Annotated in this window: 19 protein-coding genes and 2 tRNA genes; 8 read left to right on the top strand and 13 right to left on the bottom strand. The window is 55.6% G+C overall.

All coding sequences use genetic code 11. The annotated features are described in order from the left end of the window. The first annotated feature begins 123 nt into the window (after window positions 1-123). Genes Pla52o_RS07530 through Pla52o_RS07540 form a run of 3 tightly spaced genes read left to right on the top strand, consistent with a single transcriptional unit; the run spans window position 124 to window position 2,967 of the window. Window positions 124-945 carry a DNA adenine methylase gene (locus Pla52o_RS07530; protein ID WP_146593969.1) on the top strand — a complete coding sequence of 274 codons (822 nt, stop codon included), beginning with the start codon at window positions 124-126 and terminating at the stop codon, window positions 943-945. After that, on the top strand, window positions 933-1,772 hold the full coding sequence (locus Pla52o_RS26755) for a hypothetical protein (RefSeq protein WP_197169079.1): 840 nt from the start codon (window positions 933-935) through the stop codon (window positions 1,770-1,772). The genes Pla52o_RS07530 and Pla52o_RS26755 overlap by 13 nt, the downstream gene beginning before the upstream one ends. After that, on the top strand, window positions 1,765-2,967 hold the full coding sequence (locus Pla52o_RS07540; RefSeq protein WP_146593970.1) for a DGQHR domain-containing protein: 1,203 nt from the start codon (window positions 1,765-1,767) through the stop codon (window positions 2,965-2,967). The genes Pla52o_RS26755 and Pla52o_RS07540 overlap by 8 nt, the downstream gene beginning before the upstream one ends. Before the next feature lie 336 nt (window positions 2,968-3,303). Here Pla52o_RS07540 and Pla52o_RS07545 read toward each other — a convergent pair whose 3' ends face one another. From Pla52o_RS07545 to Pla52o_RS07565, 5 genes are all read right to left on the bottom strand, one after another. Beyond that, a complete protein-coding gene (locus Pla52o_RS07545) occupies window positions 3,304-4,293 on the bottom strand; it encodes a transposase (RefSeq protein ID WP_146593971.1) in 990 nt (329 codons plus the stop codon). Window positions 4,294-4,514: 221 nt separating this feature from the next. Continuing rightward, on the bottom strand, window positions 4,515-6,188 hold the full coding sequence (locus Pla52o_RS07550) for a hypothetical protein (RefSeq protein WP_146593972.1): 1,674 nt from the start codon (window positions 6,186-6,188) through the stop codon (window positions 4,515-4,517). A gap of 799 nt (window positions 6,189-6,987) precedes the next feature. Continuing rightward, the gene (locus Pla52o_RS07555; protein WP_231612160.1) at window positions 6,988-8,364 is read right to left on the bottom strand and encodes a sulfatase-like hydrolase/transferase; all 1,377 of its coding nucleotides are present in this window, start codon (window positions 8,362-8,364) and stop codon (window positions 6,988-6,990) included. 1,277 nt (window positions 8,365-9,641) lie between these two features. Then, a tRNA-Asn gene (locus tag Pla52o_RS07560) sits at window positions 9,642-9,714 on the bottom strand. A 298-nt stretch (window positions 9,715-10,012) separates the two neighbouring features. Then, on the bottom strand, window positions 10,013-10,501 hold the full coding sequence (locus Pla52o_RS07565; RefSeq protein ID WP_146593973.1) for an ATP-binding protein: 489 nt from the start codon (window positions 10,499-10,501) through the stop codon (window positions 10,013-10,015). Window positions 10,502-11,051: 550 nt separating this feature from the next. Here Pla52o_RS07565 and Pla52o_RS07570 point away from each other — a divergent pair. Continuing rightward, window positions 11,052-11,765: a helix-turn-helix transcriptional regulator gene (locus tag Pla52o_RS07570; RefSeq protein ID WP_146593974.1), complete on the top strand. Its 714-nt coding sequence runs from the start codon at window positions 11,052-11,054 to the stop codon at window positions 11,763-11,765. A gap of 382 nt (window positions 11,766-12,147) precedes the next feature. On the opposite strand, the gene Pla52o_RS26760 is transcribed toward Pla52o_RS07570, so the two are convergent. Then, window positions 12,148-12,483, bottom strand: coding sequence for a DUF5076 domain-containing protein (locus Pla52o_RS26760; protein ID WP_197169080.1), 336 nt, complete (start codon window positions 12,481-12,483; stop codon window positions 12,148-12,150). Between the two features lie 588 nt (window positions 12,484-13,071). Between Pla52o_RS26760 and Pla52o_RS07580 the strand changes: the two genes are divergently transcribed. Next, window positions 13,072-13,145 (top strand) — tRNA-Arg (locus Pla52o_RS07580). A 299-nt stretch (window positions 13,146-13,444) separates the two neighbouring features. Here Pla52o_RS07580 and glcF read toward each other — a convergent pair. The 5 genes from glcF to Pla52o_RS07605 form a co-directional block, all read right to left on the bottom strand. Then, on the bottom strand, window positions 13,445-14,710 hold the full coding sequence (glcF, locus tag Pla52o_RS07585) for a glycolate oxidase subunit GlcF (protein ID WP_146593976.1): 1,266 nt from the start codon (window positions 14,708-14,710) through the stop codon (window positions 13,445-13,447). A 107-nt stretch (window positions 14,711-14,817) separates the two neighbouring features. Beyond that, window positions 14,818-15,909, bottom strand: a complete 1,092-nt coding sequence (locus tag Pla52o_RS07590; protein WP_146593977.1) for an FAD-binding protein — start codon at window positions 15,907-15,909, stop codon at window positions 14,818-14,820. Then, window positions 15,902-17,353, bottom strand: a complete 1,452-nt coding sequence (locus Pla52o_RS07595; protein ID WP_146593978.1) for an FAD-binding oxidoreductase — start codon at window positions 17,351-17,353, stop codon at window positions 15,902-15,904. Before Pla52o_RS07595 ends, Pla52o_RS07590 begins: the two co-directional genes overlap by 8 nt. A 213-nt stretch (window positions 17,354-17,566) precedes the next feature. Further along, window positions 17,567-18,490 (bottom strand): NAD(P)-dependent oxidoreductase, encoded by a 924-nt coding sequence (locus tag Pla52o_RS07600; protein WP_197169081.1) that lies wholly within the window; start codon window positions 18,488-18,490, stop codon window positions 17,567-17,569. A gap of 93 nt (window positions 18,491-18,583) precedes the next feature. Further along, window positions 18,584-19,189, bottom strand: coding sequence for a cytochrome c oxidase subunit 3 (locus Pla52o_RS07605; RefSeq protein ID WP_146593979.1), 606 nt, complete (start codon window positions 19,187-19,189; stop codon window positions 18,584-18,586). Window positions 19,190-19,748: 559 nt separating this feature from the next. Here Pla52o_RS07605 and Pla52o_RS07610 point away from each other — a divergent pair. Genes Pla52o_RS07610 through Pla52o_RS07620 form a run of 3 tightly spaced genes read left to right on the top strand, consistent with a single transcriptional unit; the run spans window position 19,749 to window position 24,048 of the window. Further along, window positions 19,749-20,474, top strand: a complete 726-nt coding sequence (locus tag Pla52o_RS07610; RefSeq protein ID WP_146593980.1) for an ABC transporter ATP-binding protein — start codon at window positions 19,749-19,751, stop codon at window positions 20,472-20,474. Between the two features lie 3 nt (window positions 20,475-20,477). Further along, window positions 20,478-22,841, top strand: a complete 2,364-nt coding sequence (locus tag Pla52o_RS07615) for an ABC transporter permease (RefSeq protein WP_146593981.1) — start codon at window positions 20,478-20,480, stop codon at window positions 22,839-22,841. 1 nt (window position 22,842) lies between these two features. Further along, window positions 22,843-24,048: an efflux RND transporter periplasmic adaptor subunit gene (locus Pla52o_RS07620; RefSeq protein WP_146593982.1), complete on the top strand. Its 1,206-nt coding sequence runs from the start codon at window positions 22,843-22,845 to the stop codon at window positions 24,046-24,048. Window positions 24,049-24,176: 128 nt separating this feature from the next. On the opposite strand, the gene Pla52o_RS07625 is transcribed toward Pla52o_RS07620, so the two are convergent. Together Pla52o_RS07625 and Pla52o_RS07630 are read right to left on the bottom strand one after the other, a co-directional pair. Beyond that, complete coding sequence (locus tag Pla52o_RS07625; protein ID WP_146593983.1) at window positions 24,177-24,593, bottom strand: OsmC family protein; 417 nt, start codon at window positions 24,591-24,593, stop codon at window positions 24,177-24,179. Between the two features lie 70 nt (window positions 24,594-24,663). Beyond that, the gene (locus tag Pla52o_RS07630; RefSeq protein ID WP_231612161.1) at window positions 24,664-25,824 is read right to left on the bottom strand and encodes a XylR family transcriptional regulator; all 1,161 of its coding nucleotides are present in this window, start codon (window positions 25,822-25,824) and stop codon (window positions 24,664-24,666) included. Window positions 25,825-25,906: the final 82 nt, after the last annotated feature.

A 25,906-nucleotide genomic window follows, 5' to 3' on the forward strand; every position in this document is an offset into this window, starting at 1 on the left:
GAAGCCGAATTACTTTCGAGTGGAGTTTCTCGTAAACTGTCGTGTTCACGGACCTGAACCTGACCGCTCCGAATTGAAACTCATACTCACATCACGCAACTACAAAATCGGAGCTACGGAGGGATGATCGAAAGCAAGGAGCACCGGATCCGCCCGTTCATCAAATGGGCTGGTGGCAAGCGATGGATGATTGACCATCACTCAGACCTATTTGATGTCGACTTTGATCGGCTCGTTGAACCCTTTCTCGGTAGTGGTGCAGTTTTTTTTGGTCTCGCACCAAAGAGGGCTCTGTTGGCAGATTCAAACCCTCAGCTAATCGAGACTTACATGGCACTAAGAGACGACTGGAAGAGCGTAAGACGCAACCTTATTCGCCACCAACAGAACCATTGCACCGACTACTATTATCGCATGCGAAGCTTCACTGGGCGGACTCCGGCCACTCGAGCAGCGCGTTTTATTTACTTGAATCGCACTTGCTGGAATGGATTGTATCGAGTTAATCAAAAAGGTCATTTCAATGTGCCGATTGGCACACGCGACACAGTCCTGTTCGACTCGGATGATTTTGAATCGGTATCCCGTCGGCTAAGCGGCGTGAAGATCGCGACAGCCAACTATTCAGAAACGATGAAAAAGACGCGCAAAGGCGATTTCGTATTCGTTGATCCTCCATACACGGTTAAGCACAACACAAACGGTTTTATCAAATACAATGAGTCTTTGTTTTCTTGGGAGGACCAAGAAAAACTTCGCGATGCGGTCTCGGAGGCTGTTTGTCGCGGCGCAAAGGTTTTGGTTACGAACGCGTACCATAAAAGCGTTCTTAAGCTATACCGCAACATGGGCACTATTCGTAGATTGAGCCGAATGAGTTCTATTGCCGGTGCCTCTAAGTCTCGAGGACAATTTGACGAAATGGTGGTTCAATGTTTTGGGTAGCTTTCTCCTATACCAAAGGGTTCTTTTGCAACACGATCCCTTTCGTCAATGCTTACAAGTCCTATTCGCCTCAGGCTCATTCCAGGGCAGTGAAAAAGTTTCTTGTTCTTTGGCTTATCTCGATCCTTCCGTTAGTCATTGCCGCGTCCGTTAAACCCGCTCCGGAACTGAGCAATTCCTCTTGGTTGATTTTCGTTTCATTTTCCAAGAATCTTACTGATGCTTTTTTCCAAACTCACTTGTTCATCTATGCCGTTTCGTTCATCACTCCTGTCATGTACTTGCTCTACGAGAACCACGAAACGGTTAGCCGGTGGGTGAGATTAGGGGGGCGTCGTCCAAAGGACTTGCGTTCAACGCCACGTGGCTACGGCAGTATCCTTGGATGGGCAGTGCCGGTTTTTCTGTTCACGCTCTTGGCCTATGCAATTCAAGAAACGGAGTTTGTAAGCAAGAAGACCTTCATCCAGTTGGTCGCGTCCAAGGGAGCACTTCCCGTATATCTTTTTGGACTGGGATGTTGGTATTTTTCAATTGTTGATTCTCTAGGGACACCATTTGATTTCACTGCTCAAGTGAAACAGAACGAGGAAGCGGTGACAGCGGGTTTGTCTGAACGCGTATCAAAGCGGTCGGCTCCAGAACCAGAACCAGAACCAGAACCAGAACCAGAACCAGAACCAGAACCAGAACCAGAACCAGAACCAGAACCAGATTCGGATTCGGATTCGGATTCGGATTCAAGTCACGGAAAAAGCACTGAAGAAGGGAAAGAGAACATCCAAGGCAACGACAAAAATCCATCGGAAGGTGCATCCAATGCGTGAATTTGAGCTCGAACTTGCCGCGATCGCTGTCTCACAGCCAATTGGCGATTTCTTTATTACGTCAATTCCTGCCAGAGACCTTGTTGAAATTTCTTTTGCCGATGTCCGACGGCTTGTGACAGACGAGAGGGATATCGAACGCTATCTCGGCATCCAGCGTCCACTTAGTACACGACGGGTAAAGGAGATTAAAAAGTATATTGAAGGTGGCGATGCCACGTTTCCAACTGCGGTGATTCTCGCCGTTGACGAGAGATGCGTTGAGTTCGACGAAAAGGCATCAGGATGTGGCCTGCTGAAACTATATGCATTCGATCCGGAAGCTGGTGTTGATGAAGATTCAATTCCATGGGAGCGAATCGCGAAAGTCCTCGACGGACAACATCGAATCGCGGCATTTATGGATGAGAAGACTCACGAGTACTCATTTGGGGACCGAGAATTTGACATCAACGTTGCAGTCTTTGTCGGAGCAGATGTGTCGGAACAGGCCAGTATTTTTGCGACTGTAAATTTAGCGCAGACGAAAGTGAACCGCAGTCTTGTCTATGATCTTACCGAACTCGCTAAAACGCGAAGCCCGTATCGCACTTGCCACAATGTTGCTGTTGCCCTTGATGACGAAGAGTCGAGTCCGCTGTATGAAAGGATAAAACGCCTCGGCACAGCAACTCCGGGTAGAAGGCGAGAGCCGCTTACGCAGGCTGCGTTTGTGGAATCATTGGTGGCGTTTATTTCAACTGATCCCGTTGCTGATCGGAATCGCCAGCTGGCGGGCAAAAAGCTGCGTAGAGCAAGTGTGGGTGAACTAGCGGTCTGTCCATTTCGGAACATGTATATTGACAAGGCTGACGTCGATATCTCTGAGATCTTGTTTAACTATTTCGACGCGGTTCGTCAGAAATGGCCAAGATCGTGGATTAATCTCGAAACTTCTGGGAATTTGCTACCGAAGTCCAATGCATTTAAGGCGCTTATGAAGTTTCTTAGGGAGGACGTTTATCCTGATATCGTTGGAAGCGACTTTGGATTGATTCCGTCCACGCGTCAGTTCTATAAGTACTTCAAGGATTTGGACTTCCGGGACTCAGACTTTACGACAAAGAATTTTTCGCCAGGTAATAGTGGTCAGGCCATGTTCCTGAAGATGTTGCGTGGAGAGGTGACGAGAGAAGATTTGCTTGAACTTGATTAGTGCTGCAACAACGGACTAAATCCGACGGCGTGTTTAGCTTGATCGAAGCAATTGGCGTAACCACGCGGTCGGAACCTTGGTTGGTTTTCAACTTATAGTGCGAACATGGTTATCCAGTGCGATCGTGGCTTGCTCCTTCGGGGTTCGGCGTTCTGCATTCGGCGGCAGGATGCCGCCGCACACCGGGCACGATGCCCGCCACCCTGGACGACCGCCTGAACTCCCGGAGAACGCTTCGCGGGGTCAGGCTAGGTTTTCGGTTTCCAGGACTAGATTGTACTCGATTTCTTGGATCGCTTTGGGGAACGCTTCGCGGGGTCAGGAACGCTCGCGGGGTCAGGTTAGGTTTTCGGTTTCCAGGTCTAGATTGTACTCGATTTCTTGGATCGCTTTGCGGTAGGACTTCGACTCCGTCTCTCGCTTCTTGGCACGGCGAACAAGGTTCGATGCGCTGTCGGGATGAGACAGTCCGAAGCGTTCCGATAGTTTAGAAAGTGGCTCGCCAGTCCAACGATGACATAACAATGCCGCGATATCACGCCCCGCGGCGGCACTGCGAAAACCGATGTAATCTGCTTCGTTGACATCATAGTAGGCACCGGTTGCTTTCATGATTTCTTCGCAGGTGACGGCCTTCAGACGGCGAGTAGTGCGTTGTCGTTTCAGAGTATCGCTGGACTGAGCCATCGTGATGGCCTTCTTGAGAAACGCTTCGCTACCAAGAACCCAGCCGCTGAGTGCTTGGGAAAGCGGATTTTCCGGCAATTCCAGCCCATCGCTGACGTACTGCCGGTAGGCCCTTGCCGGGTCTTTTCCTCCATTTGCAGCCACCCAGTACTGGTGAAGTTCGTCATAGACGATCCAATCCACTCGGCTAGTCTTGCGAGCGTATCCGCCGTAGCTGCTGTGTTCCCAAGCGTCAGGAGTGATCGCCAAAGGACGAGTACCTGAGCAAGGATTCAAATGAATGTACCGACTGAGTGACCAGAAGTAACCAGCGTCTTCGACAAGGAATGCCTTATAGCGTCCCTGGAAGAGGTGACCGACGCGTCGATTTCGCTTGGCGTACCAATTGGCAAATCCCGAGAGCCAGTGCTGCATTCCTCGAGCGAGGTTTGGTTCGGGTGTTTGTAACAACAAATGGATGTGATTGGGCATCCAGCAAAACGCCAAAATTTTCCAGCCTGAACGAGTGACTTCTTCTTTGAGGCCTTTGGTCATCCGATCATAGTGGCCATCGTCATGAAAAAGCGGACGTCGTCCGTCACCACGCGTGACAATGTGATAAATCGCACCAGGAAACTGTACTCGAAGTTGCCTCGCCATCAGTCCACGCTTCCGGTCAGAACTTCAGAAGTAAAAGGCCAATATCCTATCACACCGAAAACCGAAAACCTAGCCTGACCCCCGCGAAGCCCCCCGCCTCACACTGATAAACCGAAAACCTAGCCTGACCCCCGCGAAGCGTTTCCCCGATCGGGGACGCTTGATTAAATTAGACCGCGCCATACTGCACCCGGGGGTCGTGTTCGTCCACTCCGAACGGTTCACCAGCGTTGTCGCGCCGCAGCGGTGGGGCCGGTGGTCCGGGGAGGTGTCCATGTCGATTCTGAATCAGCGTAAGTCGAGTCTAGCGGCGCGTATGTTGCCGAGTTCCTTCGCTGGCCGCCGCCTTGTGCCGTTGTCGTCAGCGCCACCATTGCCAAAATCCGGTGATTCTCCCCGTGCTGATCGTCGATGGTTTCCCGCCGACCGAACTGATATTCCAATCCGACGGCCACGTTCTGGCTGGGGAAGATCAGAAAGTTCAACCAGGCTTGCTTGAGAATTTGATTCGTCTCGTCGGGCATTTCAGTACGGGATTCCAATCCTGAATATCCGTAAGCCGCGTTGACCCCGTATTCGATATCGTTTGCGCCCACCCACTGACGTTTAAAACCGACGTAACTGCCCAGGCTGTCCAGCGTCGTCAGTCCAGCGCCGTCGAACACTGCTGATTTTTCAATCCCGGCGACGTAGTCTCCCAGCCCACTTCCGGCCGCGACTCCGAGGTAAAAGCCTTGCACACTGTCGTTGTCGACTTGTGATCCCAGAAACCCGTAAGCGGAAAGCCCCCAGGCGGTGTCGAAGTGCTCGACTCCGTCGGATGCTTCAAACCCAAGTGAACGAACAATTCCCGACAATTGCAATGAATCCAGCTCGTCTTCGCCCAGGTAAACGACGTTGCCCGTAAACGTCGGCCAACGAGTCAGTCGTGCCGCATTAGCTGGGATATCAAAGTCGTCACCGAAGGGGTCTTCCACCGCGATGCCCCAGCCAAAGTCATTGGGCAGTGCCGATCGTTGCATACGAAGTTGACCGGGCTTGGCTGAGTCATCCCGTTCGCCGGTTCCGACCAGCCGGCCGGTCTGCGCGATCGTCGCCGGTAGTGCCCCGCCGACGCCGAACAGCGAATACGATTTTCCGGCACCAATGCTGAACCGGTTGAGGTTCCACGCGCGGACGTACAAATGTGCCAGCCGCACCTGATCCTGAACCTCGTGATTGTTTGCTTCGACATAAATCTGGACCTGATCGTCCAAGCCGAACGCTTCCATGAGCTGGTTGTCCAGAAGCAGCGAGAATGGAACCGGAATCAGGTCTTCCTCGCTGCCGGTGAATTTTGTTTGACCCGATTTTTGAGATTTCCCCAGATCGATTTGGGCGACGTCGAAGGATGTTCCCACGAATCCGGTGTCATAAAAGAGTCCAAAGCTCGGCAGCACTTTGAACCGGGTCCAGAGATCATGATCGGCATCTTCGCCGACAAACAAGCCGTATACATACGGCTGCGTTCCGGGGCCGAGTCGAGGGTGCGCATAACCGATATGCGATGAGAACAAATCGTTGGCGTCGTTGGGCGCCGGAAGCAGCGTGAGCTCGGGTTTTCCCCGGGCCACGTAGGTCGCCGCCGACAGGTGCGCCGCAGATACATCCGCGAATCCGCTCCCGTACGCGAGGCCGGGGGCGAAATCGATTGCCGACTCGCCGTAGTCGTAGGTCGGGGTGGCGGGAACCATCAGCAAACGCGGGAAGTGAGGGTCGAGGCTGCGGGTCGTCAGCGCCGATCGGATCGGCAGGGCGTCATCGCAGAACCTGTCGTCGGTCCAGGCCGACGTCGACATCACCACCGACAATAGGCAGGCGAAAACGCGTTTTTCCAACCATGAGATTTGCAACATGACTCCTCCCGAACAAAACAGACCCGATTGTGCATCGGTTCTGTAGCGGGGTGGTGTGGCCCCCGTCAATATCGATCTCCGCTGCGTTCATATTCTGCCTCTGGAGACCGTCGTCGGTCTCGATGAAGGCGACCATCTGATCCGCACCGGCGATGTCAAAGCCAACTTGTTGATATTGAACGAGTTGGCATCGGAAGTTTCAAAGCCTTCCGAGATGCCAACAGCCCGAAAGAACCCGCAATCGCCGCCGTGTTTTTCATTTCTCGGCAAAGGCTTCGCTGGGGGCAGGCCTCGTGTTCGGTGTTCAGGTGAAGTTGCCGTTCAGTATTGGCGGCATCTTGATGCCACTTCCAGGACTCCAGGTGCCGCTGTTCCGCACGGCGCGGACGAGGTTCGATTCGCCGTCCACACCCGACAGACCAAGCCGCGGTCCCAAAAACTCGCAGGGTAGCCGACGACCATCGTCGGCAAAGCCAAGCCGCCGTGCCATGCCCTGCTGCGGCGCGGCAGAACACAGCGTCGTCCGTCGGTTCTACTCCGTGATAGGAGGCTGCTGCGGAGGCATTGTTTCTACAGACGCACTCCAGTAGGTGTGGAGCTGGTGGTAGGCAAGCCAGTTGACCGGTTTCGATTTCCTCGCGCGACCCTCGCGAGCACCGAAGACAAGGCCTGACTCCGGTGCAGCTCCTCCCCTCTTTTTTCTTGCCCTTAATCTTCTTGCCCACTGCACCAGCAGGAGCATCACGCCTTGCCCGGCCCGATAGTGCGAAGGGCCAGCCACCGCCCGAGTAGACGGGTCTTATTCGAGGTGCCAATCGTGGCCGTCGGCCATGATGCTGGCGTTGATCTCCAGCAGCCTTTGCTTCATTCTCGCTAGCGTCTCGGGGTGTTCATCGGCGACGTTGGTCGTCTGCGCGCGGTCCTTTTCGAGATCGAACAGCTGATAATCTTTGTAACCGCCCGCCTTAATCATCGGGATCCAGGATTCCTTGAACATGTTGCTGCTCGACAATTCGTAGTCTCGGTGAGCGACCAGAGACCACTTGCCGTCTCGCATGGCGACGATCGGTTCACTCCGCTGCAGGTGCCAGAACAACGGTTGGTGCCGCGTAAAAGCTTCCGGTTGTCCGCGCAGGATCGGTGTCAGGCTGGAGCCGTCGAGATGCCGTGTCGGGGGAGGCGTGACACCGACGAGTGAACAGATCGTGGGCAACACATCCACAATCCCTGCGGGTTCACCGGCAACTTGTCCGGCTTGCACTTGCCCGGGCCAAACGAAGATCCCCGGCACGCGAATACCGCCTTCCCAGTTGGCTCCCTTGCGACCTCGCAGACCTCCGGTCCGATCATCGCGATAGCTTCCGTTGTCCGATGCGTAAACGATAATCGTGTCCTCAGCCGCATCAACTTCGCGGAGTTTTTTAATGATCCGTCCGATCGCGCGATCGGTATTGTCAATCGTGGCACTGTAGACGGCCGCCTTGTCTTTCCGAGCCCCATACGCATCAACGATTTTCTCAGGAGCAGCGATCGGCGCGTGAGGTTCGTGAAACCAGACGTTCAGAAAAAAAGGACGATCCGCTCGCCCTTCCTGATCCAGCCAGCGGATGGCTTCGTCGGCGACCAGTTGACACGAATAGCCTTCCAAGGGTCCGACAGGCTCTCCATTGCGAATGAAGTTATCCGGGTTTCGATGGCTGGGCGAGGCGTTATTCCATGTCGCAAACCAGTGATCAAAGCCATGGTCAGCGGGAGTCGGTTTGTGGCGTTGGGGCGTGGGCAGCCCCAAGTGCCACTTGCCCACGTGTGCGGTTGCATATCCCGCACCTTTCAGCAATTCAGCAAGCGTGTTCTCGCGGAGCAGCAAGTGCGAGTTCTGGCTTTCATCGTGAATCCAGCTATAGACGCCGGCGCGAATGTGATGTCGACCTGTTAGCAGCGTTGCCCGAGAGGGACTGCAAACGGCGCAGCCGGAGTAGAAATCCGTGAACCGAGTCCCCGCGGCGGCCAGTCCATCGATGTTCGGCGTGCGCACGGGCCCGCCATAACACCCGACATCTTCGTAACCGAGATCATCCGCCAGCAGAATCACCACGTTGGGCTGATCGGCCGCGTGCAGGCGAAGCGTCCCCAATCCCACAGCAACCATCGCCAGAAACAGCAAACGAATTCTCATTTCTTAATTCTCTCCAGGATCCTGTCGGACGGTCACAGTGCGTCGATCACGTGCTTAGGATAACTACATTCCGGGCGGCCGGTAGCCTCACGCTCGGTGTCACGGCTCGAACCAACGCAAGCTCGCGCTCGCATCAGACGTGCCCATTTCACCTATTCATAGAAACGATCGCACGATAGCTTCCGTTACCAACAAGCACAATGTCGCCCCGATGATACTTGTCGTCCGCAAGCTTTTTGCGTTCTTAGCTCCTACCATTCGAAGCAGCGAAAGGCTTCGCCGGGGTCAAACCTTTTGCTCGGTGTTCGGGTGAAGTTGCCGTTCAGTATTGGCAGCATCTTGATGCCACTTCCGGGACTCCAGGCGCCGCTGTTCCGCTCGGCGGACCAGGATCGATACGCTGTCCAGACTCGACAGGCCAAACCGCGTTCACAAAATCTCGCAGGGTGGCCGACGACCATCGTCGATAAAGCCAGAGTCACTTCGGGGACAGCACTTCGGGGACAAAGCATCTCACTTCGGGGACAGAGCATCTTGTAGGGGCGTTAGAGAGTAGTGAAAGCGGGCTAGGCGTGGAAGCTCGGCACGGCTTCACGGTTGCCAGGTCCGAAATCATCGTCGGTCGCGAGTCGTTACGCTGGAGAGCAAGAGAAATCGGCCCGTGCTACGCATTGGAGTAATGGGCTCTGTCCCCATGGTGCTCTGATCGCGCGGCCCGGTCGACGTCTGGGCTTGGCTGGTCAGACGTTGCGTGGCCGCATGGCGACCAAGCGTTAGGACCGCCCCGTTAGGGCTTTTCAGGCGATTGTCGTTGATACCCCAGGCCGTTGGCCTGGGCTGACATAGGTCTGCCCCGTTGGGGCGGAGATGTGACGGTCTGTTTAGGTCCAAAGGGGCGTCGTTAGATCAGCGGGGACAGAGCATCTTGTGCGCGCATATGTCGCCCTGTCACGTCCACACCCCCGCGAGTGAGCAACCAGCAGAGCAACCAGAGGGACACAGCGCTTTCATGGGGGTAATGACTGCGCCCCGTTCGAAGCAACCAGAGGGACACAGCACTTTATTGGGGGTAATGACCGCGCCCCGTTCGGGATGGAGTTGACGATCAGGCTGGGGCGACGCGGATTTTGATCTGGAAGGTCAGCGGGTAGGAGCGGGCGGCCAGTGAGGAAAGGGCCAGCGAGGAGATGACCAGAAACGAAAAAAGCCCGTGAATCATTGCTGACACACGGGCGTTTCTCGGGTGCGGCTGAAAAGTTCGTGACTTTTCAAACTAGCTCCCCCGACAGGACTCGAACCTGTGACAAGCGGATTAACAGTCCGCTGCTCTACCGACTGAGCTACAGGGGATTTTGAGCTGCGACCTCTAAAGTCGCTTAGACTTTCTACGTCGGCAAGTTTGCCGCGTGAACTCCTCTCATTTCCTGGGAAATTTAATGAAACTCTGCTTCGCTGGCAAGGCCCTTTGAGCCTAGTTTCCACCCGCTTCCGATTTATTTTCTAGTTTGCGGCTTTCGATCGCCAACGCCCCTTTGCGGGACGGCTTGCGGCTTCGGCAAATCGCCTGAATCCCCCCGTTTCAACCGCGGATGAGATCGACGCCCCTTATCAACGCCCCGTGTTGCCCTCTCCGATCCGCTCGCTGGGACTAATCCTCGGAATCTTCGGCGTAGGGCTCGTCCCCTTTGATCTTGATCATCGTCACTTCATTGCCGAGGCTGTTGTACCGCACCTCGCTCATCACCTCGTGAATCAACAACACACCGCGGCCACCGGGAACGTCCAACAGCTCCTCTTGGCGTGGATCAGGCACCTCTGCGGGATCAAACCCCTCACCTTGATCCTCGATGCGAATCATTACCCGTTCGTGATCGCAAGTCATTTCAACATCAACCGTCTTCTCCTGCGAATGTCCGTTGCCATGCCGGATCGCATTGACGATCGCTTCCTCATAAGCCAGCTGGACTCGGAAAAGGTCTGTCGGCGGCCAGTCACGCTGCGCCATCGCTTCGATCAAATCGTTCACCAATTCGCTGCCGATCGCCGCATCACTCGGTATCCGATGCCGGATCGACCACGATGAACCATGCTCAGACCCCGTGAATGATGATTCTTTTTGCACGCGTGCTACTCTCATGACTAGTCGATTGGATCAGATTTGGATGCGGAGCCGTTCGCCACGAGGGCCGCAGTCAACTCGGTGCTTTGAGCTGTATTAAGCGATTAGGCGGGATGCGTAAACACCACTTCCGCTACATCGGGGCCATTTTTCCCCTCCGCTCGGCCTGCGCCAGATGTCGCCCCAGGCAAATCTAAACGCAAAATCTCCCATGCCGACCGCGATAGCGGTGCTAGCAAGATCGAAACGGGAAGCAAACCTACGTCACTGAATCTTCGGATAAACGATAAAACGGCCTCGCTTTGACACATACGCACACAAATCCTGGCTGTGTTTTTCTGAATCCGGAATAATTCATATGAATTCCGAACGGCGTTGTGGCATAATTCTAGGGTTGGCGCAGACGATTCCTGGACGAGTTCGGTCACGAAGAATCGATTTGAGGCTCCGTTCCCTGATACTGAATCGCGTCCGGGCTGCTAAACCGCCTCTCCCGCAATGGGAAGCGTGATTTTCATTCGGAATCGCCATTTACGACATCCGAGGTTCCTGGAATTGAGAGGTCCAAATGATTGGTTCCAATCCTGAGCGCGTTCATACGGGCGAATCGTCTTTTCAAGCGGAGGTGGGGCAATTGGTCAAGGACTTGGTCGGCGCCATTCGCGCTCACAACCCGCTAAATCCCTTGATTGACGGTTGGCACGACGCGATCTACCTGAAATCGGCGGACGGCCAGATCTTGCTCACCAACAAGGCTTATGAACATGTCTTTTCGGGGAACATTAGCTCCGTCGGACGCTTCAGTTCCGACTACCTCAACGAAACAATCAAACCGGTGGCGCAAAGTTCGGATGTACTGATCCTGCAGGGCTGTACGAGCGTCGAATTCGAGCACGTTGCTCGTGACAAACACGGCCGCATGCTGCTGCTGCGTTCAATCAAGCGATCGCTGTTGGGCAGTGGTCACACGCGCGCGGCGATGGTGGGAGTGACGCGGATCATTGAGGTGCAAGCTGAAAACCCAGGGGCGTTGCGGTTGCTGGATCTGTCGCGTGTTTGGGAAGCGTATTCCAATCTCGACGATCGCGAAAGGAAGGTTACGGTGTTGGTCGCCAAAGGAGAATCGGTCAAAGACATGGCCAAGATTCTCGACGTTTCGGACAAGACGATTGAGAATCGCCGCAATGCCGCGATGAAGAAATTGGGAGTGGAGAACCAGGCGGGGCTGATTCGTTTGATGGTCCGTTTTCAAGACAACGGGTTTCAAGACTTTGGTTTGTAGGAGGTCGCGTGCGACGTGGCGAATCACTGCGAGCGACATGCCGTGTACTTTGGTCGCGCTCGCGGGGCACGCGCGATCGATAACTTGCGGCAGTGTTTGCGTTAGTCTTCGTTCGACCGCGTCGGTGGTTGCCCATGCTGCTGCGTCGATCGCAGCCGGCCAGGCAGTCGGCTAGGCAGCCGGCCAATTCCGGTGTCGCTAATCGCTCGGAACCTAGGCCGCCCGTCCACCGCTACCGAGATCGGCCAATGGAGGACTTTCCCAACGGCCCCATGCTCGTCTATTCCTGTTTGTGCCCGCTTATCCCTTGCCCCGTTTATCCCTTGCCCCGTTTATCCCTTGCCCCGTTTAATCCTGGGTCTCGTTTAATCCTGGGTCTCGTCTATTCCTGGGTCTCGTCGCGGGTTTCGTCGCGGGTTTCGTCGCGGGTCGCGGAGGCTTGCAGTTCGGCATTGAACGCTTGGAGCATGACGTGAAGTGAAACGCGAGGGTCCAAGCCGGTGACGTCATCGAGCGACTTAGCGATTTGACGAGCAAGGTCAGCCAGCATGATCCCCCACGCTTGACGTTCGTCCGTGTCAGTTCCCGTGTGCCAGTGTCCGACATTGAGCGTGCAGTGCAGGGCCCCCTTTGCGATCCAAGCGCGAACCATCTCAATTGCCCTCTCGTCCTGTTCTGCGGCAGGCGGGATCGTCAATGGTTTGTGCTTCTCATGCATGGGAACGACCCGAAGGTGAATGGATACAGGAACGCAATCGCTTAAGACCAACGGGGCTTCAGGAATCAGCGTGCTTCGATGAGCGTCGCTAACCGCAGTGTCCGTCTGGGATCGCAGGGCAAAACGGGAAATCTCACGCCATTGTAGCTGCGAACCTAAACCACCACGCGATGCCATGTAAATAGAAACCACGCTCGCGTGCGGCAGATTGCGACAGGAATCTGACGCCATAATAGGGGTGAAATCCGGCATTTGCCGGTGCACTTGAGCGGCAATCCATCGTTAACCTGATGACGTTGGCGTGGGGTGCTTGCTCGATGATAAAAAATCACGTCGTGCAAGCGTTGATTCCGCTGCGGGTTCGTTTTGCCGCCAAGAGAGAGTTCGCAGATTCGACGGTGTCCAATGGATTTGTTTCCTTCCGGGCCGCTGGGACGGATTCGCCAGAGGGATCGTCCCCCCTTGCCGCCTCATTCACGGCGGGAGCAGCGAGGGAGGGAAACAGCCCAACGGATCGGATTTTCGCGTACTTGGGGCGTGGGAATTTGTCGGTCAAGTGGTTAGAATTCCGCGGTCCACAAATCAAACGCGCCCATAGCTCAGTTGGATAGAGCAGTTGACTTCTAATCAACAGGTCGTAGGTTCGAATCCTACTGGGCGTGCTTCTTGTTGCTCTTTTCTCTCTGCGTTTGGCTTTTTACGGGCCAAAGTCTGCATGATCCTGCCAAAGCCTGCATGAATCGGTAAGCGTCTTAGGCCCAAATTCGCAGGCGCTGCTGCCCAAAGCGCATCGGGGCAAAACTCATCGGCATCTACTTTGAAAGCGTTCGTGGCGCAAGCCGTCCGGTTACGGCGGGCGAAACGTTCGAATTCGACCGGGCGGCTCACGCCGCACCGCTAGAAAACAACTCGTTTAGAGCCAACGTCGCTGGCGTTTCAAATCAACGTCGCGGGCGTGGGGCTAAAGTGCCCCGGCGTACGCGTCTCGTAAGATTTGGATCGTGTGACGGACATTCACATCGGATCCTGCGGAGAGCAAATGACTTTCCAATTGCGTTAAACAGCCAATGTTCCCGGTCGCGACCAGATCGGGGGTGGTGCTCAGCACGTTGCGAACTTTGTCTTCACCGAGCGTTTTGGCGATCTCAGGTTGATCCACGTTATAAGTTCCCGCCGAGCCGCAGCAGAGATGCGAATCGGGGATTTCGAGCAATTCCACTCCGGGGATCAACGAGAGCAAGCTCCGCGGCTCACTACGGACCGATTGAGCATTGGACAAATGACAGGCGTCGTGGTAGGCAATTCGAACGGGTTTGCGGGTCTCGGGCAGCGGCGCAAGTTCCCCCAGTTCCTGTAAGACCACCGAGACATCCTTGACCTTGCCAACGAACGCTTTGGCACGAGCTTCAAACTCGGTGCCTTTTAGAATCAGGGCGTACTCGTGCATCCCCGAGCCACATCCCGCCGCATTGGTCACGATCGCATCGACGTCATCGGGAAAGGCGTTCAAGTTGGCGACCGCAAATTTTTGAGCTTGGCTAAGGTTGCCGACGTGCCAACTGAGCGCACCGCAACAGGTTTGCTTGGGGGGCACAACGACCTCGACGCCATTTCGAGTCAAGACGTCAATGGTGGCCGAGTTGATGTCGGGAGCAAGCACCGATTGAGCACACCCGCTGAGCAGGGCAACGCGCGCACGTCGGGTGCCGATCGCGGGATTGACCGCGGCCCAGGTTTGCTTCGGAGGCAACCGATCGGGCAACAATTTCAGCATCGCGGCGATCGACTGGGGGAGCAACGGCGCGAGCGGGCGTGCGAAGCGGCCAAGTCTCGCTGCCAAACGAAAGCGACTGGGATAGGGCAAGGTGGCATTCGTCATCGCTCGGGAAAGTCGGTCGATCAGCGTCCGTTTCCGCTTCGCTTCGGTCGTGGCGCGATAGGGGCTGATCAGATCGCGATAGGGGACTCCCGATGGACATGCAGGCTCGCAGGCCAAGCATCCCAAACAGCGATCAATGTGCGGCGAGGCGTCGTCAACCGAAAGGGTCCCTTCGAGCACATCCTTCATCAACACGATGCGGCCGCGCGGAGAATCGGGCTCTTGACCGAGGACGTCGTAGGTCGGGCACGCTGCAAGACAAAAACCGCAATGCACACAGGTGCTGACGGCCGCCGCCATCTCTTCGCCGAGGGGACCGAGTTTCGTGGTGGGAATGTTGTGTTGCATGAAAATCTATCAAAGTTTGCAATTCATCATCGATATCCTCGACGACTCGTCCCCACGCTACGTTTCGCTGACGAACGTAGGTTCAAGGGAGCGGTAAAGAGGGATCGCTACGATTTAAATCGGCCGGTGGGATCGAATGCCTGTTGAACGGCGGCCTCGATGTTCGTTTCGTTGTGCGGGTTCAGCTTCGTACGGTTGGAGGGACCGCAAACGCAGAGCCCGCGATGGTTGTGGGTGACGAGCAGCGATTCCAATTCATCGAGCCCATCCTCTTCCGTCAACGCTGCCCAAACGACGTTGCCACATCCACTAATGTGCAGCTGGATCGGCATCGCCGCGGCAATCGTATCGCACAACGTCGCTGCGTGTCGGGTCGTGCTGGGGATTTTGACAACGTGACTGCCGTCGCCACTCCAATTCAATTCGGTGATCGAATTCCATAAGGCATTGGCTTCGTCTTCGTCGAGGCGTTCAAGATTACCAAATTGCGATTCGATTTCCGCTGCGATCAATCGGTTAGCCTCAGCCGGTCCGCGTTGACGCATATAGAGTGTCGACGTGTCGTAGTGATAATCGATGGCATCCAACTCCCAGCGACGCAGCGCCGCGTCGGCCATACGATCGGTCGCTTGTTGCGATGACTCGCAGGGCAACTTGAGCGTCGCTGTGGCGGGCGGTTTCGGGAACACCTTGAAGGTGACCTCGAGCATGGCACCGAGTTCGCCCGCACTTCCCACCAACAGTTTCGGGATATCAAACCCAGCGGCGTTTTTGACCACTTTGCCGCCAACATGAACGACCGTTGCGTCGCCCAACATCAACTTCGCGCCGATCAAGAAGTCGCGAATTGAACCGTAGCGAAATCGTCCGGGCCCACTCAGCCCCGAAGCGATCGTACCGCCCAAGGTTGCCCCCGCGCGGATCCGCATCGGATCGAAAGGCAAATATTGGCCGCGTTCGGCCAGCACTTCCGCGACCTCCGAGACCTTCGTTCCCGCCAATGCGGTGAACGTGTACTCCGAAGGTTGGTATTCCACCACACCACTGAGTTGGCCAAGCGAGACCACGTCGCAGGAATCATGGTGCGAGCAAAGCGGCGGTTTGGTTTGATTGCCAACGACCTTGACCCGTGTTGACGCTAGCACCGCGTCTCGAACTTCGTCAATGGAATTGGGTTGCAGGGCTGCGTTACTACTCACGCGAGATCACTCCTTGTTTTTCAAGCGGATGCAGGCCCGACATGGACAACGACGGTGCATCGGCAGCGGGGAACATTTTCCCGCGATTGGCAACTTCCTGGGGATCAAATGCGCCGCGAATGCGATGGAACAACTCGATCGTTGCGGCGTCAAACATGTCAGGCAGAAAGTCGCGTTTTTCCATCCCCACGCCATGTTCGCCCGTGATCGATCCGCCCATGTCGATGCACATTTTAATGATCCGGCTACAGACCTCTTCGGCGCGATGGAATTCACCGGCGACGTTTCCATCGTACAGAATCATGGGATGCAGATTCCCATCGCCCGCGTGAAAGACATTCGCGACTCGAATCCCGCTATCCCGCGAGATTTCTTGAATGTGAACGAGTGCTTCGCCGAGACGATTGCGAGGCACCACGCCGTCTTGGACGAGGAAATCGGGGCTGATGTGGCCGACGGCGGAAAACACGCACTTGCGACCTTTCCAAATCGACAACCGTTCCGCTTCGGTCGTGGCGATATGTTCGGCGAACGGGTCGGTTCGCGCGATGATCGTTCGCAACTGCTCCGTCTCGTACTCCACTCGCTCACGCGGACCTTCGAGTTCGACGATCAAGACGGCCGCACAGCCTTTGGGGTAGCCGCAATTGACCGCCGCTTCAGCGGCCTCGATCGATAACGCATCCATGATTTCCATGGCCCCGGGCAACAATCCCGATTCGATCACGGCGGAGACGGCATCACCGGCCGCTTGCAGCGTCCGATAGCCGACCAAGACGGTGTGGAATTTTTCGGGCTTCGGTAGCAATCGCAACGTGATCTCCGTCGCGATCCCAAACAATCCCTCGCTGCCGCAGAATAACCCGGGATAATCGGGACCGATCGCATCGGTGCTGTCCGAACCAAACTCGACACACTCTCCGTTGGCCAACACCACTTTCATTCCGGTGACATGATTGGACGTCATCCCGTACTTCAGGCAATGGGCACCGCCGGAGTTAAACGCGACATTGCCGCCGATCGTGCAAACCGTTTGACTCGATGGATCCGGGGCGAAATAGAGCCCGTGTTGTAACGCGGCTTGCGTGACCTTGATATTCACAACGCCCGGCTGGACCACCGCGGTGCGATTGACGGGGTCCAACGACAAGATTTTCTTCAAACGATTCAATGCGATCACAATCCCGCCAGCGATCGGCAGCGATCCCCCGGAGAGACTCGTCCCGCTGCCTCGGGCCACGAAGGGAATCTTCGCTTCATGACACCAACGAACCGTCGTCACGACTTCCTCGGTCGTCTCGGGAATGACCACGGCCAGCGGTTTTTGGTGAAACGCGGTTAATCCATCCGATTCAAATGCCACGCCAAAGGCCGCGTCCTGCATCACCCGTCCAGGCGGCAATCGTTCGATCAGACGTGGGAGGGCTTGCTGCGTTGAATTCATGGCCGCATTGTAGCAAACGGAGGAAGCGAGGAGGGATGGGGGGGCGACGCGTGCAGGGGACCGCGACGCGACGCGTCATTTGATCAGCCCGGAGGGGGGCCTTCAGCGATCGCTGACTAGGGTAGCACTGAAACCGCTCCGCGTCAGCATGGACGGGTCCGCCGAGCGACCGATTTGGAGAAGGATCTCAGCTTGGGCAAGGATCTGCGGACGTTATCGATTTTCCCAATCGATCCCCGACATCTCGGCCAGGGCTAGGACCAACGCATGGGTGCCACAGCGGCCGTAGCCCTTCGCTTTGACCGATTGATAGAGTTGCTCGCCCAAGGCGAGCCCCGGCATCGAAAGTCCCATGCGGCGACTTTCGGCAAGGACGATGCCCATGTCTTTAATAAAATGTTCGACAAAGAAGCCAGGATCAAAATTGTTTTCGATGATCCGAGGCCCCAAATTGCTCAGCGACCAACTGCCCGCGGCACCCGAACCGACCGATTGCAGCACGGTGTTCAGATCCAAGCCTGCGCGATGTGCATAGATCAGTGCTTCGCACACGCCAATCATCCCCGTGGCGATCAACGTTTGATTGACCATTTTGGTATGTTGGCCTGCCCCGGCTGGGCCTTGATGCACGATCGTTTTGCCCATCGCTTCGAAGCATGGTTGCACCGCCGCGACCACGTCAGCTTCCCCTCCGATCATGATCGACAACGCTCCGGAGCGAGCACCGAGATCGCCTCCGGAAACCGGTGCATCGAGCCAATGAACGCCCTGTTGCTTGGCGAACCCATTGATTTCGACCGCCAACGAAGGTTCGCTGGTCGTCATATCGACGATGATGTTTCCTTCATCGCAACCGGCCAAGATGCCGTCGTTCTGACACAGAAAAACCTGCCGGACATCGCGAGGAAAGCCGACGATTGCGAATACCACATCGGATTGCTCGGCGACGCCGCGCGGCGAATCGGCCCACGCCGCCCCTCGATCGAGCAACGGTTGGGCTTTGGAACGCGTTCGATTGTAAACGGTCGTTGCGAATCCCTTTTCGATCAGGTGCCCACACATGCTGGCGCCCATCACCCCGGTTCCGATCCAACCGATGCGAGTGTGTCCGGGGGCAATGTTCATTACGTTGGTCATGGAAAACGCTCTTTAGCGAGGGAAAGACGATAGCTTTAGCGGTGGCGAGGAGGGTGAGTCGCGGGTTAGCCCCCCTCTTGATTTGACATTGGGTTACTTAAAACCGCCCGTGGTGGTCCAGAACACAGCCAACATGCACAACCAAACGATATCGAGAAAGTGCCAATACAGGGCGGCGAAATCAACCGGCCAATGCCGTTCGTGATCATAACGGCCTTGTAGCAGCCGGACCGCGACAATCCCCAGCGAGATGATTCCGCCGGCGACGTGAAGTGCGTGCAAAAACGCCAGCACGATCACCATGCCGACGAGTCCTTTGCCGTTTCCTTGTTGCACGACGGGGCCCGAAAGCATGGTGTACATCGAATGAATTTGGAACCCCGTGAACAGGATCGCCAAGACCGCACTGAGCCCCATCAAGCCGGAGGTCAACAAGCGTTTTTCGCGACGAATCGAAGCGGTGGCAAGATGCAGCAACCCGCTGATCCCGAGCAAGCACACCGTGCTGGCCAGAAAGGTCATCGGAATCGGGACATTGGACAACGGATCATCGCGCCGCGAGTACGCGTAGAATCCATACAGGATGATGCTGGTGATAAAAAAGACGAGCAACGAGCCAATGAACAACCATCCTCCCTGTTGGTAACGACGGTCCGTTGGCAAACGGTCGGTAGGATGGGGGATCGCGGTGTTGGGCATCGAAAATTCTAGAACAAACCTAAACGGGGGACAGGTCGCACATTCTAGTGAACTTTCACCAACTTGATTAGGGGCGCAGAAATGTCGCATCTTCCCCTAGCACGCACCTTAAAATCACGGAACGTGTCCGCCAATTCCCGTGAAAAAATGCGACGACGATCCCCCGCACCGCGACACCGCCATCGGGGCCTCAGCAAGACGTGAGGCCTCAGCAAGACGCGGGGCCTCAGCAAGGCTCGAGACCCGTAAAATCGTTTGTACCCGATCGTTTCGATCTTCGATCGACTTTGATAGGGGATAGCTCCGTATTCGATCACTTTACGTTTCGAGAGGTAGCGATGGCGTTCTGAGGCACAGGGCAAAGCGTTTCGCCCCCCTTTGCGATATCGACGAAGGTCGTCTCCAATGGTTTGAATACGACCGCGCGGAAGGGATTCGACAACGAAGGATCCTGTCGTATCCGCGGCGTAACTGAACCGCGTGTGTTCCGCAACAAGCAAATTCAGCGACAAGCAAAACGTGTCACTTGATGTTGACCCCATGAACGATGTTGGCTGCCATGACGCAAAGGGCTCACGACAAGACGGCTGTGTTTCGCGCCGTCGACATCGCCAAAATCTACGAGATGGGCGAGGTCAAGGTGCATGCGTTGCGTGGGGTCACACTGGAGCTCTATGAACACGAATTTGTTGTGCTGCTGGGAGCGTCCGGTAGTGGCAAATCGACACTATTGAACATTTTGGGCGGATTGGATGTGCCCACGTCGGGCACCGTTCACTACCACGGGCTGGAATTGACGCAGAGTGGCGATGCGGAATTGACACGCTACCGTCGCGAGCACGTCGGTTTCGTCTTCCAATTCTATAATCTGATCCCGAGCTTGACCGCTCGCGAGAATGTCGAATTGATCACCGAGATTGCCGACTCGCCGATGGATGCGCTGGCGGCGCTCGAGTTGGTCCACATGCAGGATCGAGCAAACCATTTCCCGGCTCAGCTTTCGGGCGGCGAGCAGCAGCGAGTGGCGATTGCGCGAGCGATCGCCAAGAATCCCAAGGTGTTGCTTTGTGACGAACCGACCGGAGCACTCGATGTACAGACCGGCATTGTCGTGCTCGAAGCGATCGCGAGAATCAATCGAACCTTGGGAACGACCACGGCGGTGATCACGCACAACGCGGTGATCGCACAGTTGGCCGATCGTGTGATCACGTTGTCGGATGGTCAGATCTCGGGCATTGAAGACAATCAGGGCAAAATCGCGGCAGCGGATTTGCGATGGTGAGCGATGCTTAAACTTGACCAAAAACTGATCCGCGACCTGTACCATATGAAGGGACAAGTGCTTGCGATCATGGTCGTGATCGCTGCGGGGGTGGCAACGTTCGTGATGTCGATGTGCGCCTACCACTCGCTACAACAGAGCAAAGAAGCGTTTTATCGCGATTATCGCTTCGCAGATCTCTTTTCACAGACTCGGCGAAGCCCCACCGCAATCGTGCCAAGGATCAAGGAGATTGATGGCGTCGCTGCGGTGGAAACACGACTCGTTTTCGATGTGCTGCTCGACGTGCCGGAGATGTCCGAACCCGCAACGGCGAGACTGATCTCGGTTCCAGATTCAGGCGAAAGTTTACTCAATAAAGTCTACATTTCGCGGGGGCGAATGATCGAACCGCTGCGAACCGGCGAAGTCGTCGTCTCGGAAGTGTTCGCCGACGCCCATGGCTTCGTCGCGGGAGACCAAGTGCGAGCGATCATTAACGGCAAACGGCAAACGTTAAAGATCGTAGGGGTTGCGTTGTCGCCGGAATACGTAATGCAGATTCAACCCGGCAGCATCATGCCCGACCATAAACGCTTTGGCATCTTTTGGATGAACGAGCGTGATTTGGAAGCCGCGTTTGATATGAGCGGGGCCTTCAATGGTATCACGTTGAAACTTGCCTATGGAAGTCATCCCGATCAGGTCATCGACCACCTCGACCGACTGTTAGAACCTTATGGCAGTGTAGGGGGATACGGTCGCAGCGAACAACTGTCCCACCAATATCTATCGGACGAACTGAAACAACTAAGATCCACCGCGATCATGGCCCCCGTCATTTTCTTATCGGTCGCTTCGTTTCTATTGAACATTGTCGTCTCGCGGATCATCAGCCAACAACGAGAACAGATAGCCGCGTTGAAAGCGTTCGGATACACCGACTACGAGGTGGGATTGCACTACTTGAATTTGGTTTTGATCATTTCGCTATCCGGGACGATCATGGGCACCGGATTTGGGCTTTGGATGGCATCGGGGATGACGTCAATGTACGGCGAGTTCTACAAATTCCCAACCTTGTCGTTTCGGATCGATGGGATGGCGATCGCGGTTAGCTTTTTGTTGACGACCGCAGCGGCTTGCCTGGGGACATGGATTTCCGTCGGCCGTGCGATCCGATTGGCACCCGCCGAAGCGATGCGTCCGGAACCTCCACCGAGTTTCAAGCCGACGATGGTAGAGCGATTGATTCCTCGAGAGCGATTACCCGCCGAGATGCGAATGATCGTGCGCAACATCGCTCGCAAGCCGTTCAAAGCCAGTCTGTCGGTGCTCGGGATCGCCATGGCCGCTGCGGTGATGGTGTTAGGAAACTTTTCGCTTGATGCGATGAACTACATGATGGATTTCCAGTTCCGCAAGGCACAACGGCAAGACTTGACGGTCACGTTTTTCGAACCAGCAACAGCCTCGGTGATGTACGAACTGAGTCAATTGGACGGGGTGCTGGCCAGCGAGACGATGCGGTCCGTGGCGACGCGAATTCATTTTCAAAACCGCTCTCGGCGAATCGGACTGTTGGGCATCGAGCCCAACCCACAACTGTATCGACTGCTCGACAAACAAGAGCGAGTGGTGCCGGTGCCCGAGTTCGGGATCATGCTCAACACCAAACTGGCCAGTTTATTGGACGTCGAGCGTGGCGAATTTGTCACGATCGAAGTGCTCGAAGAGAAGCGACCGACGTTAATCGTCGAGGTCACGGCGTTGGTCGAGGAGTATGCAGGGCTAAACGCCTACATGAACAAGCAACAAATGCACGCGATGTTGAAGGAATCGAGTGTCGCATCGGGGGCGTTTTTGAAGGTGGACACGAATCGAATCGACGAATTGTTTCATCAGTTAGAACTCCGCCCTGGGGTCGCGAGCGTAACGATCAAGGATGCCGTGCTCGACAGTTTTCGCGACACCGTAGCCGAGAACATTCTAATGATGAGATCCTTTATCATCTTTTTTGCAGCGGTGATCGCGATCGGAGTAGTTTACAACAGTGCTCGGATTACCCTTTCCGAGCGAAGTCGCGACCTCGCAACGATGCGAGTGGTAGGGTTCACGCGGCGTGAGGTTTCGATGATGCTACTCGGTGAGATCACGCTATTCACACTCGCTGCGATTCCACTTGGTTGTCTGATTGGATATGGATTGGCCGCGTTGATGGCGAGCGGACTCGACACCGACAATTATCGCATTCCGTTAGTGATCAGCGGCAATACCTACGCTTTGGCTGCGGGGGTTGTGATCGTGGCGACCTTTCTCTCCGCGCTGGTGGTGCAACGTCGCATCGCTCGATTGGACTTAGTCGGGGTGCTAAAAACCCGAGATTGACATGAAGTTTTCCTTGAAAACATTGCTGTGGGGCATTCTGCTAATCGCGGCCATCATGGCGGGCGTGTTTGCCATGTTCCCCAAGCCGGTGGCCGTGGAGTCGGCGACGGCCAAAATCGGTTTGTTACGAGTCACCGTGCAAGAAGACGGCAAGACGCGAATTCGTGAGAAATACGTCGTCTCGGCCCCCGTCTCGGGACGCGTCTCACGCATTGAATTGGATGCGGGAGACCAGTGTAGCGAAGCGACGTTGTTGGCGGTCATTTTACCCAGCGCGCCGGCGATGCTCGATGCTCGCGCACGAGCCGAGGCGATCGCGCGTGTGCAAGCGGCCGAGGCCGCGTTGCAACGTGCCCAATCGAACCGCGAACAGGCGGTGATCCACCACGAGTTAAACATCACAAAACTCACACGTGCGCAAAAGCTGCGTCCCAGCAATGCGATTTCGCAAAGTGAGTTTGACATTGCCCAAACGGAAAGTTTAGCGAGTGCCCAAGCGATCCAAACGGCTCGTTTCGAGACCGAAATCGCGAGTTTCGAATTGACGATGGCCAAGGCGGCGGTGAATCAATTTTCCGAATCCGCGGAAGACACGAACGTCGACCCCTTCGAGATCGCAGCCCCGATTGCGGGTCGAGTGTTGCGCGTGATACAAGAAAGCTCCGCTGTGGTCGCCGTGGGGACCCCATTGATTGAACTAGGCGATCCGCGAAATCTTGAAATTGAAATTGACGTCTTGTCCAGCGACGCCGTCCGCATCCAACCGGGAGCAAAGCTGACGGTCGAACACTGGGGCGGCGAAACGCCATTGCAGGGATACGTGCGCGTGATCGAACCTCGCGCGTTCACCAAAGTGTCTTCACTGGGCGTCGAGGAACAACGTGTCAACGTGATCGCGGATTTTAATGAACCGCCCGAGCGAATTGCTTCACTCGGCGATGGCTATCGCGTCGAAGCCAACATTACTGTCAACGAAATTCCCGATGCGTTGATCATTCCCAACAGTGCCTTGTTTCGCCATCAACGAAAGTGGCATGTACTAACGATCAACGACGGCAAAGCCGAGTTGCAAGCGGTCGAGATTGGTGCACAAAACGAATCGGAAACTCAAATTACGGCGGGGCTAGAATTAGGCACCGAGGTGATCGTCTATCCCAGTGACACGTTAAAACCGGGAACCTTGGTTCGTCCCACCATCCGTTCTTAGTCCGTTCGTTCTTAAGTCGCTTGGTCTCGTGCGAAAAACACGTCGCTGAGAAAAAGACGTCCCGAATCGCTTCGGCGCGTCGATCAACGTGTCACTCGCCAACAAACCTGTCACGCGCCAACAAAGTGCTACTCGTAGACAAACGTGATCGGGGCATCGATGTCGGCGTGCAAGCTTTGATGAACCGGACATTGGTGAGCGGCATTTTCCAACCGTTTCCGCATGTCGGTGTCGACGACACGTCCTTGGGGGACCGTCACGATCGTCTCAAGACGCCCGATCCGTCGGAGCGGCTTGGCGACCATATCTTTGGTCACGCTGACGGTCGTCCCGTTCAGATCGAGGTCGTGTCGATCGGCCATCAAGCCAATGATCGTGAGCACGCAACTGCCTAGCGCCGTGGCGACCAAATCGGTCGGCGAGAAACTCGTCCCTTGCCCGCCATTATCGACGGGGGCATCGGTGGTCAACTCCTTGCCGCTGGGGCCGTGGGTTGCTCGCACGCCGAGATTCCCGGTGTAAACGGCTTGGATATTAACAGACATGGAAATCACTCGTACGGAAAAGCGGAAAGGATAGAGTTATGTTGCATTCAGCGCGTCGCGACGACGCGATTTAGGGATTGCCCTTAGGGCTTCGCCGGTATTGTCCGGGCGTCATCTTCGTTTCGCGGCGAAAGACGACGTGCATGTATTCGGGGTGATCAAAGCCGCAAAGTGAGGCGATGCGTTCCATCGGTAGATCCGTTTCCGTCAACAGGCGACGAGCTCGTTTGATTTGTACATGTCGGATCTCTTGTTGCGGAGAACGCCCCAACAATTTTCTCAATTGACGTTCCAAGGTGCTACGTGAAAGCCCGGAATGGTTGATCACATTTTGCACGGTGATTCCATCGCACGCCTGTTCCCGAATGTAGGAGAGCGCCGCGGCGATCGATGGATCATCAATGGCCACAATGTCGGATGATTGACGGACTTGGATGCCTAACGGAGGAATCAGGTGAAGCTTGTTCTCGGCCGCTTCGCCCGCCATCAACCGCGCCAAAAGTTCCGCAGCCTGGAACCCAATTTCCTCGGCGTTAGGAATGACGCTCGAGAGTGACGGATCACACAACTCGCAAAGCACGCGGTCATTGTCGGTGCCGATCACTGCCACTTCCTCGGGAATCACAAGCTCCGATTGGGCACACGCTTCGAGGACTTGTTGCCCGCGGACATCATTGCAACAAAAAATCCCCACGGGCTTGGGCAAACCGAGCAACCACTTCAACAATTCGGCTTGTTCATCTTCGGCCGAGCGAGCTTCCTCACCTTGCCAAATGGAGCGATAGATCTCACACGCCTGGGTCGACGCGGGGGCGTGCCGGACGAACGCTTGTTCGCGGAGAGTCGACCATTCTTCGGACTGAAAACCACAGAAGGCGAAATTTTGAAAACCGCGTTCGGTCAAGTGTTCCGCCGCCAAACGACCGATTTCAGCATCGTCGGACCGGATCACGGGAAAGCCAAAATCTTGGCCGCGGTCGGTCAATTCCACCATCGGAATTCCATTATGCCGCACCGTCTTGGCGAACTCAGCCGTCGTCACTCGAGAAATGATGCCGTTGCCGGTCCAGTTGGCCAGCCAAGCGGGCGGTTTCGCCGTCAAATCTCGTTGCTCGAGAAAAATGGACCAATCGTGGTGGGTTCGTCGAAATCGAATGACTCCCTCGAGAAGCTGGCGCCCGTAGATGGTCGACGTCTCGATCATCAACGCGACCCGTTTTTTCTTCAACATGAGAGTATGCGTTGTGACAGGAGAGCGGCAAGTCGGCCAACAAGTTGGAACCGAGTCTAAGAAAATAACGCCCGGAGCACCA

Origin of the sequence: Novipirellula galeiformis, assembly GCF_007860095.1 — a bacterium.
GTDB classification, from domain to species: domain Bacteria; phylum Planctomycetota; class Planctomycetia; order Pirellulales; family Pirellulaceae; genus Novipirellula; species Novipirellula galeiformis.